General features: G+C 32.7%; 21 protein-coding genes. 14 read left to right on the top strand and 7 right to left on the bottom strand.

The features are described 5' to 3' along the window. Positions 1 to 23 precede the first annotated feature (23 nt). From Q0845_RS22680 to Q0845_RS22690, 3 genes are read left to right on the top strand one after another with little or no spacing between them, the layout of a single operon-like run. Positions 24 to 518: an RNA polymerase sigma factor gene (locus Q0845_RS22680; RefSeq protein WP_298518448.1), complete on the top strand. Its 495-nt coding sequence runs from the start codon at positions 24 to 26 to the stop codon at positions 516 to 518. Between the two features lie 3 nt (positions 519 to 521). Next, positions 522 to 1,148, top strand: coding sequence for a hypothetical protein (locus tag Q0845_RS22685; RefSeq protein WP_298518451.1), 627 nt, complete (start codon positions 522 to 524; stop codon positions 1,146 to 1,148). A 33-nt stretch (positions 1,149 to 1,181) separates the two neighbouring features. Continuing rightward, positions 1,182 to 1,433 (top strand): hypothetical protein, encoded by a 252-nt coding sequence (locus Q0845_RS22690; RefSeq protein ID WP_298518454.1) that lies wholly within the window; start codon positions 1,182 to 1,184, stop codon positions 1,431 to 1,433. A 79-nt stretch (positions 1,434 to 1,512) separates the two neighbouring features. Here the strand turns inward: Q0845_RS22690 and Q0845_RS22695 are convergent, their stop codons facing one another. Together Q0845_RS22695 and Q0845_RS22700 are read right to left on the bottom strand one after the other, a co-directional pair. Continuing rightward, a complete protein-coding gene (locus Q0845_RS22695; RefSeq protein WP_298518457.1) occupies positions 1,513 to 2,316 on the bottom strand; it encodes a 1-acyl-sn-glycerol-3-phosphate acyltransferase in 804 nt (267 codons plus the stop codon). Positions 2,317 to 2,354: 38 nt separating this feature from the next. Next, a complete protein-coding gene (locus Q0845_RS22700) occupies positions 2,355 to 3,002 on the bottom strand; it encodes a CoA pyrophosphatase (protein WP_298518460.1) in 648 nt (215 codons plus the stop codon). Positions 3,003 to 3,004: 2 nt separating this feature from the next. Between Q0845_RS22700 and Q0845_RS22705 the strand changes: the two genes are divergently transcribed. Further along, positions 3,005 to 3,715: a peptidylprolyl isomerase gene (locus Q0845_RS22705; protein WP_298518463.1), complete on the top strand. Its 711-nt coding sequence runs from the start codon at positions 3,005 to 3,007 to the stop codon at positions 3,713 to 3,715. An 85-nt stretch (positions 3,716 to 3,800) separates the two neighbouring features. Continuing rightward, on the top strand, positions 3,801 to 5,006 hold the full coding sequence (locus Q0845_RS22710) for a hypothetical protein (protein ID WP_298518466.1): 1,206 nt from the start codon (positions 3,801 to 3,803) through the stop codon (positions 5,004 to 5,006). A 52-nt stretch (positions 5,007 to 5,058) separates the two neighbouring features. Here the strand turns inward: Q0845_RS22710 and Q0845_RS22715 are convergent, their stop codons facing one another. Together Q0845_RS22715 and Q0845_RS22720 are read right to left on the bottom strand one after the other, a co-directional pair. Then, entirely contained in the window at positions 5,059 to 5,664 is a 606-nt protein-coding gene (locus tag Q0845_RS22715; protein WP_298518469.1) for a trimeric intracellular cation channel family protein, read from the bottom strand. Next, entirely contained in the window at positions 5,664 to 6,404 is a 741-nt protein-coding gene (locus Q0845_RS22720; protein WP_298518474.1) for an RDD family protein, read from the bottom strand. Before Q0845_RS22720 ends, Q0845_RS22715 begins: the two co-directional genes overlap by 1 nt. Positions 6,405 to 6,428: 24 nt before the next feature. Here Q0845_RS22720 and Q0845_RS22725 point away from each other — a divergent pair, with 24 nt between their 5' ends. From Q0845_RS22725 to Q0845_RS22750, 6 genes are all read left to right on the top strand, one after another. Continuing rightward, entirely contained in the window at positions 6,429 to 7,406 is a 978-nt protein-coding gene (locus Q0845_RS22725; protein WP_298518477.1) for a stage II sporulation protein M, read from the top strand. Continuing rightward, positions 7,390 to 8,334 (top strand): hypothetical protein, encoded by a 945-nt coding sequence (locus Q0845_RS22730; protein ID WP_298518480.1) that lies wholly within the window; start codon positions 7,390 to 7,392, stop codon positions 8,332 to 8,334. The genes Q0845_RS22725 and Q0845_RS22730 overlap by 17 nt, the downstream gene beginning before the upstream one ends. Before the next feature lie 5 nt (positions 8,335 to 8,339). Beyond that, positions 8,340 to 9,107: a DUF4129 domain-containing protein gene (locus tag Q0845_RS22735; RefSeq protein ID WP_298518483.1), complete on the top strand. Its 768-nt coding sequence runs from the start codon at positions 8,340 to 8,342 to the stop codon at positions 9,105 to 9,107. Continuing rightward, a complete protein-coding gene (locus Q0845_RS22740; RefSeq protein ID WP_298518488.1) occupies positions 9,104 to 10,327 on the top strand; it encodes a DUF4350 domain-containing protein in 1,224 nt (407 codons plus the stop codon). The genes Q0845_RS22735 and Q0845_RS22740 overlap by 4 nt, the downstream gene beginning before the upstream one ends. 30 nt (positions 10,328 to 10,357) lie before the next feature. Then, positions 10,358 to 11,383, top strand: coding sequence for a MoxR family ATPase (locus Q0845_RS22745; RefSeq protein ID WP_298518491.1), 1,026 nt, complete (start codon positions 10,358 to 10,360; stop codon positions 11,381 to 11,383). Positions 11,384 to 11,471: 88 nt separating this feature from the next. Continuing rightward, on the top strand, positions 11,472 to 12,752 hold the full coding sequence (locus Q0845_RS22750; protein WP_298518691.1) for a DUF58 domain-containing protein: 1,281 nt from the start codon (positions 11,472 to 11,474) through the stop codon (positions 12,750 to 12,752). A gap of 43 nt (positions 12,753 to 12,795) precedes the next feature. On the opposite strand, the gene Q0845_RS22755 is transcribed toward Q0845_RS22750, so the two are convergent. Continuing rightward, positions 12,796 to 13,932: a hypothetical protein gene (locus tag Q0845_RS22755; protein ID WP_298518494.1), complete on the bottom strand. Its 1,137-nt coding sequence runs from the start codon at positions 13,930 to 13,932 to the stop codon at positions 12,796 to 12,798. A 693-nt stretch (positions 13,933 to 14,625) separates the two neighbouring features. After that, positions 14,626 to 15,456, bottom strand: a complete 831-nt coding sequence (locus tag Q0845_RS22760; RefSeq protein ID WP_298518497.1) for a hypothetical protein — start codon at positions 15,454 to 15,456, stop codon at positions 14,626 to 14,628. A 609-nt stretch (positions 15,457 to 16,065) separates the two neighbouring features. Here Q0845_RS22760 and Q0845_RS22765 point away from each other — a divergent pair. Together Q0845_RS22765 and Q0845_RS22770 are read left to right on the top strand one after the other, a co-directional pair. Next, complete coding sequence (locus Q0845_RS22765) at positions 16,066 to 16,491, top strand: DUF2141 domain-containing protein (RefSeq protein ID WP_298518500.1); 426 nt, start codon at positions 16,066 to 16,068, stop codon at positions 16,489 to 16,491. Between the two features lie 313 nt (positions 16,492 to 16,804). Further along, positions 16,805 to 17,077: a hypothetical protein gene (locus Q0845_RS22770; RefSeq protein ID WP_298518503.1), complete on the top strand. Its 273-nt coding sequence runs from the start codon at positions 16,805 to 16,807 to the stop codon at positions 17,075 to 17,077. A gap of 483 nt (positions 17,078 to 17,560) precedes the next feature. Here Q0845_RS22770 and Q0845_RS22775 read toward each other — a convergent pair whose 3' ends face one another. Then, complete coding sequence (locus Q0845_RS22775) at positions 17,561 to 18,034, bottom strand: Dps family protein (RefSeq protein ID WP_298518505.1); 474 nt, start codon at positions 18,032 to 18,034, stop codon at positions 17,561 to 17,563. A gap of 116 nt (positions 18,035 to 18,150) precedes the next feature. On the opposite strand from Q0845_RS22775, the gene Q0845_RS22780 reads away from it, so the two are divergent. Beyond that, the gene (locus tag Q0845_RS22780) at positions 18,151 to 19,089 is read left to right on the top strand and encodes a LysR family transcriptional regulator (RefSeq protein WP_298518508.1); all 939 of its coding nucleotides are present in this window, start codon (positions 18,151 to 18,153) and stop codon (positions 19,087 to 19,089) included. Positions 19,090 to 19,101: the final 12 nt, after the last annotated feature.

A 19,101-nucleotide genomic window follows, 5' to 3' on the forward strand; every position in this document is an offset into this window, starting at 1 on the left:
CATAAGCAAATAACCATCAAAAATTGAGCAAAAACCTCGAACATAGTTTTGTTACCGAATTAGAACGTCATCAGAATATCGTTCATAAAGTGTGTCGTATATATACCTCAAATAAAGATCAGCACAACGATCTTTTTCAGGAGATTACCATACAATTATGGAAAGCATACCCAAAATTCAGAGGCGATTCTAAGTTTAGTACTTGGATGTACAGAGTAGCGTTGAATACAGCGATTACCTTATACAGAAAATCTAAACGTAGTGTGAAGACGCAAGACTATGAAAGTGTTGTTTTTAAAATCAAATCTGAAGATTATGACAATACTGAAGAAGAACAGTTAAAAATAATGTATAAAGCAATCAAGCAGCTATCAGATATAGAAAAAGCCTTGATTTTCTTATACTTAGAAGATAAAAATTATAAAGAAATAGCCGAAACAATTGGGATTACAGAAGTGAATGCACGTGTGAAGATGAACAGAATTAAGACCAAATTGAAAAAGATTTTAAATCCATAACTCATGGAAGAATTAGATTTATTAAAAAAAGATTGGAAAAAGCAAGAGGCACATCAGCCGAAGCTATCCTACGACGATATTGACAATATGATGTTGAAGAAATCCTCTTCGCTTGTAAAATGGGTTTTTTACGTCAGTTTGTTAGAACTTGGGTTTGGAATTGCCATTGTGATTCTCGCTTTGTTAATTCAACCCGACATTTTGAACGATTCTAGCATGCCATCATGGTTGAATTGGTTCTTTTACGCCTCCTCTGCAGTTGTATTTTATTTTATTTACAAGTTTTTTACCAATTATAAAAAAATCTCTACAACAAGCTCCATTAAAGATTTAATGAAAAATATTATGACCACACGTAGAACTGTAAAACATTATGTGATGTACAGTTTGAGTGTGATTGCTTTTACCGTATGTATTGCGGTTCCAACAGGATATATTGAAGGAGCAGGCGGAGCAGATAAGTTTACAGCCGAAGCAACACTTTCGCATTATTTATTACTTGCGGTAGCCACTATTATTGCAGCTTGTTTGGTTGTAGCCTTATTTTACGGAGTGTATTATTTATTATACGGACTCCTTACCAAGAAGCTCAAAACAAATTATACAGAGTTACAACAATTAAAATCATAAAAACAATCATACCTTTTTAATAAACCATATATCATGAAAAAGATCTTTTTTTTAGTACTAGCTGCTATGTTTTGCGTCTCAGTAAGTGCACATGAAAACACAAAGAGTTTCCAACAACAATTTGGAACATCCTTAGTACAAAATACAACTTCACATGCATCAATGCATACTATTAATAATGGTGGATGGATGCAGTTTATTTATAATGTATTTCATAAAGTTGGACAAGCTTTGTATTCAACGGTAAACGATACACCGCAAGAAGAAGAAAACACTGAGAATTAATACGCTCGGTAAATTCAACATATAAAAAAAGGACGTTATTTCGAAGTAACGTCCTTTTTCTGCATGTTTTTGAAATATATTAATACTCCCATTTACGTTTTTCATTGAGTTTTTCCATCGCCTCCAATTCTGCTTGAGGAATTACTTTTAAGAACGAAGGATGCTGCTCAATTGCATATTCTATTTTTTCTATGATCGCTGCTACGCTTTCATTTTCATAATCAATCTCTAACGGTTGTTTGATTTCCATGGATTGCAGAATTCCTTTCTTTTTGATACGAAGTCCTTTGCGATCAAAAGAACGTCTAAAACCATCTATTACTATTGGAACAACAATAGGTTTGTAACGTTTTATGATATGTGCTGTCCCTTTTCGGATAGGTTTCCAAGGTCTTGTAGTTCCTTGTGGAAATGTAATTACCCAACCGTCATCAAGTGCGATTCCAATATTGGAAATATCACTCATTTTCACTTGTCTGTTTACATCTTCACCATTGGCACGCCAAGTACGTTCAATGCTTACAGATCCTGCATATGCTAATATTTTTGGTAGTAATCCTGATTTCATTGTTTCCTTAGCCGCAACATAGTATAAGTTTAGCTTCGGATTCCACAAATATCCTACGTTTTTAATAGAATCACCTCGACCTTTCAAACTCGCATTAAACACGTGAAACATCGCTACAACATCTGCAAAATAGGTTTGGTGATTGGACACAAATAATACATTTTTGTCTGGTAAGGAGCGTAATACTTCTGAGCCTTCAATTTTTAGTTCATTAAAACCACGATAACGTCTATGCGTCATAGTACCCGCGATTCTAATCAACCATTTTTTTAAAAATAGTATATGTCCGAAAGGATTTCTTTTGAATAATCCCATGTATTTTAAATTTTGAACGAATTACAAAGCTACAAAAACTAATTTGAAATGGCTTTAGAAATAATGTCTTTAACTTCACTTAGCATCATTGCTGTTGCTCCCCAAACCACGTGTTCATTTAAATAAAATGCTGGAACTTGGATCTTTTTCATGTAGGAAGTTGTCAATTCTTTTTGAATAACGGTACGTTCCGAAAGGAAGTCTGCCAAGGTCACTTCAATGATTGCTTCTACTTCTGAAGGTTCCGGAATAAAACTTGGCGTTTCATGTAAAATTCCGATAAATGGCTGTACGATAAAGTTACTTGGAGGAATGTAAGTCGCTGTAAGTTCACGAATTACCTCAACGGTATGTATTGGCACTCCTACTTCTTCTTCCGTTTCACGCAATGCGGCTGCTTCATAGTTTACATCCTCAGGCTCTAGCTTTCCGCCTGGAAATCCAACCTGATTGGAATGCACTCCACTGTAGGTTTTACGAAGAATTAAAACAAAATTTGTTTCTCCTTTTTCATCCGGATAAAACAATGCCATGACTGCCGATTTTCGTGCATTTTTCATACGATCTTCCATGGCGTTGAGCTCTTGTTCTCGCATCGAAGGCGCCATTTTCAACTGTGAAGAAACGCCTGGAAGCGGGATTTTTGCTATTTTTGGAAGGATTTTTTTAAAATTATCAAAATTCATCTATGAAAAAGATTTGCTTTGTATTAATTGCTGCATGCGTTTTATTCGGTTGCGAAGATACTAAAACTTCTACATCCGATACGAAAGAATCGCAAAAAACAGAAACCCCAAAAACAGTTAAAAAGCCTACGAAAGAGGTGAAAAAGCAACCAAAAAAAGAAGTCAAGATTACCAGTAAGAATGTATTAGATTATATGATCGAATACGGTAAAAATAATCCTGAACGTAAGGTGCGAATTGTGACTGATTTTGGAGATATTGATATTGAATTATACAACGAAACTCCGTATCACAGAGCAAATTTTATCATGCTTGCCAAGCGTAAATATTTTGATGGTACACAATTTCATCGTGTGGTAAAGGACTTTGTTATTCAAGGTGGAAACTCCGATGGCTGGAATATTGCAAAAAAACGTCGTGCTATTGGTAGGTATTTGCTTCCGCCAGATACTAAAAAAGGATTCAAACATGACCGAGGCGTTATTTCCATGCCTAGTGGTGAAATTAATAATGCGTATAAACTTGCTTCACCATATGAATTTTTTATCGTTCAGAAAAAAGGTGGTACACATCATTTAAATGGAGGATATACGGCTTTTGGAAAAGTATTTGCAGGTATGGATGTTGTGGATGAAATTGCCAATCAGCCAACGGATAAAGGCGAATGGCCAAAGGCAAATATTATGATTCTTCGTGTGGAAGTGTTGGATTAATACGATTCTATACAACGCTCATACATTTTTTCACTCCTTATTAAGATAATTCATTAGTTTTGCGTTAAAATCAACATTAAAACACATGAAAAACTGCACAAGAGTATTACTTATTTTCTTGTTATTTACTTCTAGCCTTTTTGCACAGATTAACTTTGAAAAAGGCTATTTTATTTCTGAAGACGGTCAAAAAACAGACTGTTATATTAAAAATGGAGATTGGCTCAACAATCCTTCTAAATTTGAATATAAACTAACTCTTGATGGAGATACCAAAACATTAAGAATATCATCTTTAAAAACCGTTGTGATAAACAATGCGTTTAAGTTTGAGAAACATACTGTTCCTTTTGATAATTCAGATCGTTCAATTGCAAAGTTAAATTATGAAAGAAGTCCAAATTTAAAAGAAGTAGATCTTTTATTAAATGTGCTTATTGAAGGAGAAGCTTCTTTGTATTCTTTTGTCGATGGAGATAAAAGAGCATTTTTCTTTAAGAAAGGAGACAATGCTATTGAACCATTAATTTATAAAGTTTATACCAACAAAGATCGCGATATTTTATACAATAAGAGATACCAACAACAGTTATTAACTGAATTACCGTGTGCTGGAATTTCTATGAAAAAAATTACGCGTGTTGATTACAAAACGGATGATTTAAAATCCTTTTTCAGAGATTACAACCAATGTAAAGGAAAAACTAGCGTTGAATTTAATAAAAAGAAAAAAGGAGTATTCCATTTAAAAGCCTTTGCAGGAGCTTATCAAGGAAGTTCTGAAAGCAATATAGCCATTTCTGCCTTTTTTAATAATGGTATTGATACAGGAACTGCTTGGTCACCGACTTTTGGTGTAGAACTTGAATATGTTTTTCCGTTTAACAAAAATAAATGGTCCGTATTCGTAGCGCCAAACTATAGCTCTTATGAAGGTGAAGGTGGCTTTTTAGATTTATCCGTCAGAAGAAGATTTAAACTAGAATACAGTTCCATTCAAGTTCCTATTGGGTTTCATCATTATATGTTTTTGAATGATTCTTCTAAATTATTTTTAAGTGGTGCTGTTATTTTTGACATGTTGTTAGATGCAAAAGGAAGTGGAAATATCGTGATTGAAAAAGATCGATTCAAAACTGCTGCCGGATTTTCCGTAGGACTTGGATATAGTTATGATAAGTATTCAGTGGAAGCAAGATATATTCCAAATAGACAGATTTTGGAAACTAGTCCAGTATCTAGTATTGAATTGCAACAATTCTCTATTACTGTAGGATATACTATTTTCTAAAAAATCTAAGAAAAATATATTGTAAAGGAACTGACACATGTTGGTTCCTTTTTTATTTATGATAAATGGTTGGCAATTGAATTCGAAACTTTACCACAATCAAACGAATTGAAATGACCATAAGCGCTGTAAAAATATAGATTAAGTCTTCTGGTAAACCTGCATATTTCAACACAAAAAAGGTAATTCCGCCCAAAATACAAGCAGTTGCATAAATTTCTTTGCGGAAGATTACAGGAATTTCATTACATAAAATATCTCGAATTACACCACCGAAACTCGCGCTCATAGTTCCTAATGCAATACAGATAAGCGGATTTAAGTCTTTTGAGATTCCGACCTCAACACCAATAATGGTAAAAACTCCAAGTCCAATTGTATCAAACAGAAAGAGAGACGTTCTGAGTCGGTTGAGTTTTTTCCGAAGTACTATCGAAAAAATAACAGCCGCACCAATAGCATATACATAGTTTAAATCGTTCATCCAGCCAACGGGAGTTTTCCCAATAAGCACATCACGCAAAGTTCCGCCTCCAACAGCTGTGACAAAAGCAATGATGAAAATTCCAAACGGATCCATACGTTTTTGCATCGCAATAAGCACGCCTGAAATTGCAAATGCAAAAGTCCCAATAATATCTAGTGCGTAAAAGAGCATTACATGTTTTGTGTGTAAAAGTTGTAGTCTTTAATGATAATTTCTATAAAAGGAATCGTTGCTTTATCGGACTTCGTTTCCATTACCTGCTCTACTTTGGCACGTAATTTATTCAGTGTATCAAAATCTTTTCCTTTTTTAGCGATCAAGAAGGTTTCTTTAATGATGCGCATATCATTATCTGAAAGATTGATCACAGAAGGATATTGTGGCACATAATTGTCGCCCAATTCCTCCATGATTGTATGTGAAATGCGGACTTTATTTTTCTGAGAAATTACAGCCGTTCCAGCAGTAACATCTCCTAAACGCTGCGCTTTATCGCTCATAATGATACTAATGATTGCAATAAAACCACTTAACAGATTTAAATCAACAATTCTAAAAAACCATCGAATCAAATAATCGACAAAAGTAGCTTGATAGCCATCAATTTTCACGACTTTAATCTTTGTAATTTTCTTTCCCACGGTTTGTCCTTCCCACAAAGATTCTAAAACCAAACTATAAATCAGCGCAGGAAAAAGCAACATTGCATAAATGGCATATTGAGACCAATGATCTGCATAATAAAACCAATCCGAATATTGAAAAAGACCAAGAAAACTCATGATAATTACATATCCGTATGCAATTTTAATAATTAAGTCAATAACGTGCGCAACAACACGTTCTCCAATAGCTGCCAGTGTAAAATCGATATTTACATTTTGCGTAGTATTAATTTGTATCTCTGACATATTATGTTTTATTTTAGCGTATCTATGAGAGAAGTTGCATTTATCAAGCAAAATAAGGAAAAATGGTTAAACTTTGAAAAAACCATTTATAATAATCAGTTTCAAAATCCAGATGAACTTTCGTCCTTATACATTCAGTTAATGAATGACTTGTCGTATGCACAAACCTATTACCCTAAGAGTAAAACCATTAGCTACCTAAATCAGCTTGCCGCTGCAGCTTTTCAACGTATTTACAGAACCAAACGTACCAAAACAAATCGTATTGTTTCTTTTTGGAAAACAGAAGTTCCACTAATTATGTACGATGCTCGCCGTTATGTGATGTATGCGTTTTTAATATTTGGTGTTTTTGTTGCAATTGGTGCAGTTTCTGCTGCGTTTGATGATTCATTTGTTCGTTTAATTTTAGGCGATGGTTATGTCAATACAACCTTAGAAAACATTCAAAAAGGAGATCCTGTAGCCATTTATAAAAGTGGAAGTAATTGGGGAAGTTTTATTGGCATTACACTTCGGAATCTGTATGTAGGAATGCAATGCTTTATCCTTGGCGTTTTTGGAGGCATTGGTACTGGCTATGTTTTAATGCGCAACGGTGTGATGTTAGGTTCTTTTCAGTACTTCTTTTATGACCAAGAAGTATTGTGGGAAAGCGTTCGTGGTATTTGGATTCACGGTGCTATGGAAATATTTGCCATTGTTATAGAAGGTGCTGCTGGCTTAATATTAGGCGCTAGTATTTTGTTTCCTAAAACCTATTCGCGCATTACTTCTTTTAAGATGGGACTCAAAATTGGAATAAAAATATTAATCAGTACATTTCCTTTTACAATCGCTGCTGGCTTTTTAGAAGGATACGTTACGCGATACTCGAATATTATGCCGAATTGGCTTTCGGTTGGTATTATAATTCTTACCTTAGGAATTATATCATTTTACTACTTACTATATCCGCGTATCGTTCATAAAAAATTAAGAACACATGTTGCAACTATATAAATCTAGAGATTTCGGACTCTTTTTTAAAGATACTTTTGCTTTTCTAAAAATGCATGCTGCCCATTTTTTCAAAAATTATATTTTGGTAAATGGACTCTTTTTGGCAGTTTTAATTGGTATGAGTTATTTTTTATATAACGAATTAGCCGAAATGCAAGCGCTAGGTCTTTTGGAAGAAAACAACTATCAAGAACTCTTAAGATATCTTCAGAGATATTCGGCTACGTTTTCTACCTATGGTATCTTTTACATATTGTTAGCTGCTTTTGTGGGAATCTTGAATTATTCATATATCGCTTTCTATTTTAAGTTGTATGAACGACATCAAGGAGCCAATTTTGGTTATAAAGAAATATCTGATGAATTATTTTCCAACTTTGGAAAATTGGTCAAGTTCATTTTAGCTACCATAGTTATTTCAATTCCTATTCTTATTGCAACTTTTATTGTAATGGGTATTTTAACATTTACGATTATTGGAATTCCGTTCATTTTATTTGTAATCGCATTTCTTTCGCTTTTTTATCATTCTGCCATCATGGAATATTTAAAGTCTGATAAAGGTGTATTTGATTGTTATGGATATAGCTTACAACTTTGTCTTCAAAACTTTTTCCCTGCAGTCGGAGCCGTTGGTGTTTTTATGTTGATTACAGGAGTATTTCAATTTGTATTAGGATTGGTACATGAAGGAATTTTATTCTTTATTGGGATTTCTGTATATGAAAATCCTGCATATTTAAACGATTTAGAGAAAAGTTCCACAATATTCATGATTGCATTTGTATTGCAAATTGCCATATATCTTATCAATTTTATAATTTCAGCTATTATACAAATACATCAGGCTATTGTATATTATGGTTTAAAAGAAGACCGAGAAAATATTCACACAAGAAGTACCATTGATAGTATTGGGAAAGGCTAACATTCATGTCAAAATTCTTAAAACACATATTTTTTACTTTTCTCATTGTTGGAATTTGCACAAATCCGCTTCGAGCTGAAGTTCGTACGTCTGTTAACGAAACAACCGTACAACAAACACCTCTAAAAGAAGATTTCTCATATATAAGTCCAAAGAAATACGATGACGATTTTAAAGAGCGTTATCAAACGGATGATTATATATATGATGGCGAAAAAAGAAGCAAATCTTGGCTTTCTAGTTTGGTTGATTGGTTGGAAGAAACCATGCAAGATTGGTTTAATTTAGACACACGCGAAGAAGCTTCTGCTATCGTAAAAAATCTTACAAATGCATTTTATATAATTATCATTGTATTGGTTGTTTTCTTTATTGTGAGAACACTGATGAATGGTGAAGGTCGTTGGGTTTTCGGAAAACAATCCATCCGTCATAAAATAAATTTTGAAGATGTAACTACAGATATTCTCATTACCGATTTCAAAAAACTTATTGAAGCAGCAATGGCAAAAGGCAATTACCGATTGGCAATTCGCTATCAGTATCTCAATATGCTCAAAAAATTAAATGCTGCTGAAGTCATTGCGTTTGATCCCGAAAAAACGAATCTTGATTATACGTATGAAATTAAAGATGAAGCTGTCCGCGAACAATTTCAATATACTTCTTATCTGTATAATTATGTTTGGTATGGCGAATTTGACATTGATGAAGCACAATATCAAAAAGCCCAAGAATCATTTCATGTCTTACTTAAAAATGTTGCCGCATGAGTAAAAGACTAAAAATATATCTTGGAATTTTAATCGCGATAATTATTTCGGTTACGTTTATAGAAGTGTCTCAACCTACGGTTATTGATTGGCGAGAAACGTATAATGAAAAAGAAACCAATCCGTATGACTTGGAAGTATTTTACAAGGAATTAGGAATCATTGTATACGATGGAGAAATCAAAAATATTTACCGAACTCCGTACGAATTTTTCAATGACGAATACGATTGGAAGAAATATGAATATAAAATTGAAGGAACCTACATGAATATCACACCAGATTTTTTGGTTGATCCTTCATCCATTCATGAAATGCTTGATTTTGCCGCAGAAGGAAATACCGTTTTTATTTCCGCTAAAGAAATGCCACGTTATCTGAGAGATTCTTTAGGTTTTTCAATAAAACATGAACCTAGAATTGTAAGTGAAGCGACCTTTACATTTGCTAACAGTCGATTGGCTAATCATCATGTTACATACAAAAAAGGAATTAGCAACGTCTTCTTCTCATATATTGATACCTTGACAACTACCGTATTAGGATATCAAAAATTTAAAGAGGATCCTAAAAAAAAGACATATACCAATTTCATTCAAATTCCAATTGGGAAAGGTTCTTTCTTACTACACACGCAACCTGCTACGTTTACAAATTATTATTTACTAAAAGATAATTATCACAAGTATACAGAAGGCGTGTTGGCATATATTCCAAATGATGATATCTTTTTCGATTCACCCAATAAAATACAAAGCGCGGATGGCACAAATAACGATTCACGATTTCGTTTTATAGATTCGCAACCCGCATTGCGTTGGGCTTGGTACTTATCGTTAGTATTCTTAACTATTTTTATTCTTTTCAATATCAAACGAAAGCAACGTATTGTAAAAGTCATAAAACCACTAGAAAACACCACTGTAGATTTTACCAAAACCATTGGAAATCTTTTCTATGAAACCAAGGATCATCAAAATGTAGCACATAAAAAAATTACGTATTTCTTAGAATATCTGCGCACAGAATATTTTATGGATACGCAAGTTCTCGATGAAAAATTTTGCAAACGTTTGCATCAAAAATCAGGAAAATCATTAGAAGAAACGGAGCGACTCATCAAACTAGTCAAAATTTTAAAGAAGAAATTATTTTTTGACGAAAATGATGTCATTCGAATTACGGACGCTATTGAAAAATTCCGCAAAAAAGACAATTAAATTAGTAAATTACACTATTAAACGCATTATATGGACTTTAAAGGAGATATTAACGAAGAAGAAGCACAGTCAGCAAAAGACACGCCATTGTCTTTTGAAAATAGAATTGATTTGACCGAATTGCAAGATGGAATTCAGAAAATAAGACAAGAACTCTCTAAAGTAATTGTTGGACAAAAAGGCATGATTGATATGCTGATTACCGCATTGCTTGCCAAAGGACACGTACTGATTGAAGGTGTGCCTGGAGTTGCCAAAACGATTACTGCAAAGTTGTTAGCAAAATCGTTGACGGTTGATTTTAGTCGTATTCAATTTACGCCAGATTTGATGCCAAGTGATATTTTAGGAACGTCTATTTTTGACATGAAAAAGTCTGAATTTGAGTTTAAAAAAGGACCTGTATTCACCAATATGTTATTAATTGACGAAATCAATCGTGCGCCCGCAAAAACACAAGCTGCTTTGTTTGAGGTTATGGAAGAACGTCAAATAACAATGGATGGTACTAAATATTCTTTAGACGCACCTTTTATGGTATTGGCCACACAAAACCCAATTGAACAAGAAGGAACGTATCGTTTGCCGGAAGCGCAATTGGACCGTTTTCTGTTTAAAATCAATGTAGAATATCCTAATCTTGAAGAAGAAGTAGAAATCATTGCTCGTGAACACGCTTTGAAAGAAAGTAAAAAAATAGATCAAATCACGGCGTTTTTAAATCAAGAACAAATTACCAAGTACCAATCGTTGGTCAATGAAATTGTAGTAGAGCCTCACTTATTAAAATACATTGCAGAGATTATCATTAATACGCGCAGCAATCAATTTTTATACATGGGCGCGTCTCCAAGAGCTTCGATTGCAATTTTGAAAGCTTCTAAAGCGTATGCTGCGATGAACGGACGTGATTTTGTGACGCCAGAAGACATTAAACAAGTGGCAGCACCTGTATTACAACATCGTATCATTGTAACACCTGAGCGCGAAATGGAAGGTATGACTTCAAAGCAAATTATCAATCAAATCATACAAACTATTGAGATTCCTCGATAATGTATGGTTTTTAAACTACTAGTGAGTGCAAGTCATAAAAGATTTTTTTAAGTCCTTATATATCCAAGATCGTTTCTTTTACGTGTGTTTGGGAATCGTGCTATGCTTTATTATTAGCTTCCTTTTTCCAAGACTCTTTTATGTCTCAAAGCTTTTATTGCTTATTTATTTCACTGTAACTCTACTTGATATTTTTATCTTATACCGAACGAACAATGGTATTGTTGGGAAACGACAACTTCCTGATAAATTGTCTAATGGTGATGAAAACGAGATATATCTCAAATTGGAAAACTATTATACATTTCCTGTATTTACTACTATTATTGATGAAATTCCAGAACAATTCCAGGTACGTGATTTTTCTATTGAACGAAAAATAAAACCTTCAAGTATTGTTGAACTAAAATATAAATTACGTCCGACCGAACGTGGCGAATATACCTTTGGAAAACTCAACGTATATGTTGCTACTTCTTTAGGATTGGTTTCCCGTCGTTATCATTTTGATAAGGAAGCTATGGTACCAACCTATCCTGCTTTTTTACAGCTTAAAAAGTACGATTTGTTGGCTATTGGTAATAATTTGACGATGTATGGAATCAAGAAAATTCGTCGTATCGGACATACGATGGAGTTCGAGCAAATCAAAGAATATGTGATTGGAGATGATTTGCGTACGATTAACTGGAAAGCCACCGCAAAACAACGTCAGTTGATGGTGAATCAGTACCAAGACGAGAAATCGCAACCTATATATTCTGTGATTGATAAAGGGCGAATGATGAAAATGCCTTTTAATGAATTAAGCTTGCTCGATTATGCCATTAACGCCACTTTGGTGATGAGCAATGTAGTTTTAAAAAAGCAAGACAAAGCAGGTATGTTCACCTTTTCTAAAAAGGTTGATAATATGGTAATTGCAGAGAGACGCAGTTCACAGATGAATTTAATCTTAGAAGCGCTGTACAATGTAAAAACAGATTTCTTTGAATCCGATTATGGAAGATTGTACGCAAACATTAAGCAAACGATAAAACATCGCAGTCTTTTATTGTTGTACACGAACTTTGAAACTGTAGAAGCGCTCAACCGACAATTGCCTTATTTAAAAGGAATTGCCAAAAGTCACTTACTCGTAGTCATCTTTTTTAAGAATACAGAATTAGATCAGTTGATCCATACGGATGTGACTAACATTCAAGAAGCGTATGATAAAGTCATCGCGGAAAAGTTCTCTTTCGAAAAACGTTTGATTGTCAACGAACTTAAGAAATACGGAATTCACTCTATTCTTACGACTCCAGAGAATTTAACTATTGATGCTATTAATAAGTATTTGGAGATGAAATCTCGTGGGTTGGTGTAGAGATTTAAAATAACTACAACTCCTATATTTTTGATTAACCTCTTTAATTGAAAAGTATTTGACAGAAATATAAACTTAAAATAATACAAACAATACCGATAAGAATCCAGCATAAGAATTTAATCAAATCTTTTTTTACAGGTTCATTTCTATCTCTTTTTTCATGATATCTTTTGTAATGATAGAAACCATAATAGCACAAACATGCACTCAAAAGCAATAAAAATATTTGAAAAACAATGTTACATTTTTTTTCAGGAGCAGGTGGTAAGCCTATAGGGTTAATAATGTCAATCGTAAATTTAACTTTTCGAAACTTCCCTCCTTTTTTTGTAACATCTTTAGTCGTAGTTGCATGATATGAAATTCTTGTTTTACTCTCTACTTCACGAATTTGTTTTACAGTAACCAAGTACTCACTGTATAAGCAATATGCTCTTAAAAATGCTAAAGTCTCATTGGTAAGAAGATCTCCTTCTTTTAATTTTATAGGAGTTTCGACTCCATTTAGTTTGTATGCATATATTTTTTGTCCGTTTAACGTTTCTTGGGGACTTTTAGGAAAATCTCCTTCAATACCATCATAATATTTAGGGTCTTTGGGATCAAATGGGGTTGCATCGGCAAAACCATGTAACTCTAATTGAATTTCCTCTCCTTGTTCAAAGTTATCTTTAAAAAATTCTCTAATTGTTATATCGGCAAATTCTAACATTGAAAGTGCACTTGGAGAATCTGCAAGATGATATTTCCCTAAATTATAATCAGTAATTTTTCCTTTTAATTTTTCACCTTTAGTTGTATAACTAAATTCTGATCGTAAAACCCTTTGATTATCTTTAATTATATTCTGATAAGAAAATTTAGGTTCAAATTCTTTAGATATTTTCCCTGTCTTTTTTAAACTATCAAAATATGAAAAAATGTTTTTACGAATTTTGTCTTCTACTAGTTTGATATCTTTATCGATCTGAATTTCAATTTTCAGATCTGCTTCTGTTAAGCTTCTGACATCATCAGTGAATAATAGAGATGAAAACGTAATCGCTGTAAAAGCGCAAAAAAGTATTATAAAACTTTTTAAAACTTTATTAGTTTCCTCAGAAAAAAATGCTAATATCCCACAATAAATTGAAAGTATGATATAAATAACAAATACGATAATTTTTGGATAGTCCATTGTGAATTTAGGAATTATTAGATTTTTAAATTAAGATAGCGCTTTTATAAATTTGTGTAAGAGTAAGGTTTTTAATTAATTACTAGCAAAGTTCAATTTGATTATTTTATTTTCTCTTATTTTAAAACTAAAAAAGTATTGCATTTACAAATTACTAATATCTAAGTTTTTATATTTATTTAAATCTCTTTTTATCATAGATTATAATATTATTTCAGTATTGTATATACTTAAATTATATATAACAACAACTCGTTATTTAATGGCTATTATCTTTAAAAGTAAAATAAAGATTATACATACGCAATGTAATTTCCTGTAATCGCATACAATAAAACTTAACTTTCTTTCTACATCCTATACTATAAGTAAAGACAAATCCATCATCTCCTCAACTACTTTCAACCATTTCCTCTTGACATTCCAATCAAAACATCAAGAAGTTTTCACACTTTACTACGTAGCAAAATAAAGTTTACTACCTAGTAAAAATATTTTTACTAGGTAGTAAAGAATAAAAAGTACTTGAAAAGAGATTTCATTTCTCTAGAGAAAAAAGATAAAAGAAGCGGTAATTTTATAATTATGGACAGATAAAAAAGGAAGTTAGCTCAGCAAAAAAAAGCAAGCAATAAAAAAGCGAACTCTGAAAAGTCCGCTTGTGTTTGTATTTTATGTTGAGAAGTTATGATTTTAATTTGCTGTTTTTCCTTCTCGGTATTCAATTCCTTTTTGACCGATCAACGTACCTTTGGAATCTGCATACATTACGTATATGGTATTACTCTTTGGATAATAGACGGTTCCGAAAGTTTTAGAAATGTCTTTGGCTGTTTTTCCTTCACGATATTCAATTCCTTTTTGTCCAACCAACGTTCCTTTAGAATCTACATACATTACGTATATGGTATTACTCTTTGGATAATAGACCGTTCCAAAAGTTTTGGAAATATTTTTAGCCGTTTTTCCTTCACGATATTCAATTCCCTTTTGCCCAACTAACGTGCCTTTGGAATCTGCATAGACCACATAGATCGTATTATTTTTAGGGTAATACACCGTACCAAATGTTTTAGAAATGTCCGTTGCCATTTTTCCTTCGCGATATTCGATTCCTTTTTGTCCAATTAAAGTGCCTTTGGAATCTGCATAAATCACATATATGGTATTACTTGGAGGATAATAGACCGTTCCAAATACTTTGGCAATATCCGTTGCCATTTTTCCTTCGCGGTATTCCAATCCTTTTTGTCCGATCAGCGTACCTTTGGAATCGGCATAGATTGCATAGATCGTATTATTGTTTGGATAAAATACTGCGCCAAAAACTTTGTCGATATCAGTAGCTGTTTTTCCTTCACGATATTCTATTCCGTTTTGTCCGATTAAAGTATGATTCTGATTGCTAAAAATGGTATAGATTGAATTGTTTTGTTTGTAATATACCGTTCCGATAGCATGATCAATTTGACTGAATAGCACAATAGGAGTTACAAACAATAGAACAGCAATGAGTTTTTTCATAATATTCTTATTTGATAGCATTTTACACTTGTTTTAGATACTATTTTATAAAAATAAGATTAAAGAGGTTACGTACGTATGATTTCATTCGTTTATTTTTTAAAATAAGAGACCATCTGAAAAGTTTTTAAAACGTCATTCTAAACTTGGTTCAGCACCTAACTCAACTGGTTTTTCAATTGTACTGAGAAACCGAATCATATTCGACTTGACGAAGATTTGACTTTTATGACAATCTCTTATTTTTTTAAAAGACTCCGTTTTTCAACGAAGCTCGTAAAATTCGTAATTTTGAATTCTACTAACCTAAATCAATAACTAACGAAAGTTTTATAAATGTTACTTTTTTATGGAAGCATAATATATACTGTGATTACCTAAAAAACCGTTGAGCTTCCATAAAATAGCAATACTACATTCTATATATATAGACGTAGTTAATTTTGAAAAGGTTCCCGACCTAACACCTAAAATCTATTACCAAATGCCTTTTTTACAATTCATCCTTCAAAAATTACAGTTAGGTATCTTTTTTTGTGTGTGATTGAGATTTATTTGGACATTTGAATCATCAAACAATAAATCATTAATCAATAAACAATTACAATCATGAGAAATTTACTTTTAATCGCAGTTTTCTTTACAGGTCTTTTTACAACAACAGCACAAACAACTTCTGAAGAAGGAGTAACCATCACAGTTACCATTGACAAAATTAAAAACAACACCGGAAAAGTATTATTCGCTTTACATACCGAAAGTACGTTTATGAAAACAACACCTGTACAAACTGCAGGAAGCAAAATTGAAGGCAATACAGTAACCGTTACTTTTACAAATGTTCCAAAAGGCACGTATGCAATTACATGTGTACATGACGAGAACAACAACGGACAAATGGATTTTGAAGCTAGCGGAATGCCAAAAGAAGATTACGGCATTTCTAATAATCCAATGAGCTACGGACCACCACAATTTGATCCTGCAAAATTTGACGTAAAAGATAGCGATGTAACTTTAAAAATCGTTTTATAATATAATTTTTGAGCTCTTAGATTTGCGTATTGAGATACCGATCTAGATAAATTCAAACAAACAACATTCTTTCATCAATCATAAAAAAGCAATGCTAAAAAGTGTTGCTTTTTTTATGTAATAAACAGTATGACAACATCTTAAATTCTCATCTTTTTATAAAATCTTACAAGGAAAAACATGTTATTTCACCTTATGTTCATCGTGATTTATAAAAAGTGGTACATGATTTATAAATGGCGATAATCTTCATTTTTCAAGCTCCAAATATTGGAATAAGTTTGATCAATTATTAATTCAAAAAAATATAATTATGAAGAAAAAGAATTTGAAAAACTTGCTATTAAACAAAACAGTAGTATCAAACCTTGTAAAAGGAGGCGATGGGCGCGACATTACTAGACAAAGTCCATGTGCTGTTAAATCTGATGGTGGTGCTTGTGATTCTCTTGATTGCGGTCCCGTAGGTGATGTAACAGTAATTGCTACTTGTGCTGCCGGATGTACTAGTCCAACCGATCAACTTTCATACTGCGCTGGTGGAGGTGTACCGCACAATTGTTTGTCAATACAAGCATGTGCATAATCCAAACACTTTTTGATAAAGAAAAAGCGAGCCAGTTCAGCTCGCTTTTTTTGTAATTTATTATTTATACTTGTATATTTAATTCTATTTTACTTAAAGCTAAAAGTTTAAAAATTCATAATTTTTTTAATAATTAAAACTTAGTAAAAACGATGAGCAAAATTCAAAAATTCAAAAAATATCTTGTAAAGTCTCCCTCAAAGATAAAAGGTGGGAAAATAACATTTAAAGCAAAAGAAGGAGCTACCTTACCTTAATAGCTTATTTTATGATTAAAGTTAGAATAATTTCTGGCTAAGCGTCAGTAGTATTGAACAAAACCCAAATTCAATGACTATTCTGAAGTATACACTAGCAATGATTGCAAATACAGATTGTACTTGCAGTTAATTTTTAGTAGTAAATGATTTAACTAAGAAAGCGACACATTTCTGTGTCGCTTTTCTTTTAACCAACCTTATAAACTTTAATTAAAACTTAGTACTACTTATCTAACCAAGCATTCATCATCCAAATAGTTTTTTCTTGCTCAGAAATTAAATCGCTCATCATCGCATTGGTTCCTTCATCATGAGCTTCGCCTGCTTTTTCTAAAAGTGTTCTTTCTAACTGCAACAATTCTGAGATAGAAGCCACAATCAATTCAACTGCTTTTTCATCTTTAGAAATATGTTTTCCAACAGGAACTTTCGCGTTTGCTATATAATCTTGAAATGTGTGTAATGGTTCGCCTCCAAGAGTTAAAACACGTTCTGCAATTTCATCTACTTTTACTTGCGTATCGTTGTACAACTCTTCGAATTTCGTATGTAACTCAAAGAATCCTTTTCCTTTGATATTCCAGTGAATTCCACGTAAGTTTTGATAATACACTTGAAAATTTGCCAATAATACGTTCAAATCTTCAACTAAACTTTCTGTTTTTTGGATGTCTAATCCTAATATATTTAATGTCATTTGATTCTGTTTTTACAGTGTTAACTTTTGTTGAAGCAAAATTATTGAACATTTAACCTGATTTAGTATAAGTTTTATTGATAGTTTTTATATTTTTATCACTCAAATTTATAACGATGACAATCACACAATTACAATATGTATTGGCAGTAGCCGAACACCAGAATTTTACACTTGCCGCACAAAAGTCATTTGTAACGCAACCTACGTTGAGTATGCAAATACAAAAGCTTGAAGATGAGTTGGAAATTCAGATTTTTGATCGAAGTAAGAAACCTATTCAGCTCACAGAAATTGGGAAGAAAATTGTTGAACAAGCACGCAATATTGTCAATGAATCTGGGAGAATGCAAGATATTGTCGATCAGCAGAAAGGATTTATTGGTGGCGAATTTAAGTTAGGAATCATTCCGACCATCATGCCGACTTTGTTGCCAATGTTTTTAAAAACGTTTATTAAAAAGTATCCAAAAGTCAACTTAAAAATAGAAGAATTAACGACAGAAACTATTATTAAAAGACTCAATGACGGACATTTGGATGCCGCTATTGCTGCAACTCCGCTCGGATATGACCAAATTAAAGAACGTGTTTTATATTACGAACCCTTTGTAGGGTATACGACCGAAAATCACCGTTTGTATGACAAGAAAGAAATTGAAACTAGCGATTTAGATATTGACGATATTTTATTGTTAGAAGATGGACATTGCTTTAGAGATGGTGTTATCAATTTATGTAAAGTACCAAGAACGGCAATTGACGATCATTTTCAATTGGAAAGCGGAAGTTTTGAAACTTTAATAAAACTGTCTAATGAAGACTTAGGCATGACACTTCTGCCCTATTTACATACCTTAGACATTAAAGAATCGGAACGTAAATATTTGCGCCATTTTGCAGAGCCAAGACCAGCACGAGAAGTCAGTTTGCTATTTCACAAAAGCGAATTGAAAATGCAGATTATTGAAGCACTACGCAGTGTAATTATGGGCATTGTACGCGGTGCCATTGCGTTTCACAATGTGCAAATTATTAGTCCAATACAACAATAGAAAAGTATATAT

The organism is uncultured Kordia sp. (assembly GCF_947489565.1).
Classification (GTDB): Bacteria; Bacteroidota; Bacteroidia; order Flavobacteriales; family Flavobacteriaceae; genus Kordia.

What these genes read in the sequence shown, in the direction of transcription:
- Q0845_RS22685 (WP_298518451.1), top strand. Translation starts at nt 522, where the DNA reads ATGGAAGAATTAGATTTATTAAAAAAAGATTGGAAAAAGCAAGAGGCA.
- Q0845_RS22690 (WP_298518454.1), top strand. Translation starts at nt 1,182, where the DNA reads ATGAAAAAGATCTTTTTTTTAGTACTAGCTGCTATGTTTTGCGTCTCA.
- Q0845_RS22695 (WP_298518457.1), bottom strand. Translation starts at nt 2,316, where the DNA reads ATGGGATTATTCAAAAGAAATCCTTTCGGACATATACTATTTTTAAAA.
- Q0845_RS22700 (WP_298518460.1), bottom strand. Translation starts at nt 3,002, where the DNA reads ATGAATTTTGATAATTTTAAAAAAATCCTTCCAAAAATAGCAAAAATC.
- Q0845_RS22705 (WP_298518463.1), top strand. Translation starts at nt 3,005, where the DNA reads ATGAAAAAGATTTGCTTTGTATTAATTGCTGCATGCGTTTTATTCGGT.
- Q0845_RS22710 (WP_298518466.1), top strand. Translation starts at nt 3,801, where the DNA reads ATGAAAAACTGCACAAGAGTATTACTTATTTTCTTGTTATTTACTTCT.
- Q0845_RS22715 (WP_298518469.1), bottom strand. Translation starts at nt 5,664, where the DNA reads ATGCTCTTTTACGCACTAGATATTATTGGGACTTTTGCATTTGCAATT.
- Q0845_RS22720 (WP_298518474.1), bottom strand. Translation starts at nt 6,404, where the DNA reads ATGTCAGAGATACAAATTAATACTACGCAAAATGTAAATATCGATTTT.
- Q0845_RS22725 (WP_298518477.1), top strand. Translation starts at nt 6,429, where the DNA reads ATGAGAGAAGTTGCATTTATCAAGCAAAATAAGGAAAAATGGTTAAAC.
- Q0845_RS22730 (WP_298518480.1), top strand. Translation starts at nt 7,390, where the DNA reads ATGTTGCAACTATATAAATCTAGAGATTTCGGACTCTTTTTTAAAGAT.
- Q0845_RS22735 (WP_298518483.1), top strand. Translation starts at nt 8,340, where the DNA reads ATGTCAAAATTCTTAAAACACATATTTTTTACTTTTCTCATTGTTGGA.
- Q0845_RS22740 (WP_298518488.1), top strand. Translation starts at nt 9,104, where the DNA reads ATGAGTAAAAGACTAAAAATATATCTTGGAATTTTAATCGCGATAATT.
- Q0845_RS22745 (WP_298518491.1), top strand. Translation starts at nt 10,358, where the DNA reads ATGGACTTTAAAGGAGATATTAACGAAGAAGAAGCACAGTCAGCAAAA.
- Q0845_RS22755 (WP_298518494.1), bottom strand. Translation starts at nt 13,932, where the DNA reads ATGGACTATCCAAAAATTATCGTATTTGTTATTTATATCATACTTTCA.
- Q0845_RS22760 (WP_298518497.1), bottom strand. Translation starts at nt 15,456, where the DNA reads ATGAAAAAACTCATTGCTGTTCTATTGTTTGTAACTCCTATTGTGCTA.
- Q0845_RS22765 (WP_298518500.1), top strand. Translation starts at nt 16,066, where the DNA reads ATGAGAAATTTACTTTTAATCGCAGTTTTCTTTACAGGTCTTTTTACA.
- Q0845_RS22770 (WP_298518503.1), top strand. Translation starts at nt 16,805, where the DNA reads ATGAAGAAAAAGAATTTGAAAAACTTGCTATTAAACAAAACAGTAGTA.
- Q0845_RS22775 (WP_298518505.1), bottom strand. Translation starts at nt 18,034, where the DNA reads ATGACATTAAATATATTAGGATTAGACATCCAAAAAACAGAAAGTTTA.
- Q0845_RS22780 (WP_298518508.1), top strand. Translation starts at nt 18,151, where the DNA reads ATGACAATCACACAATTACAATATGTATTGGCAGTAGCCGAACACCAG.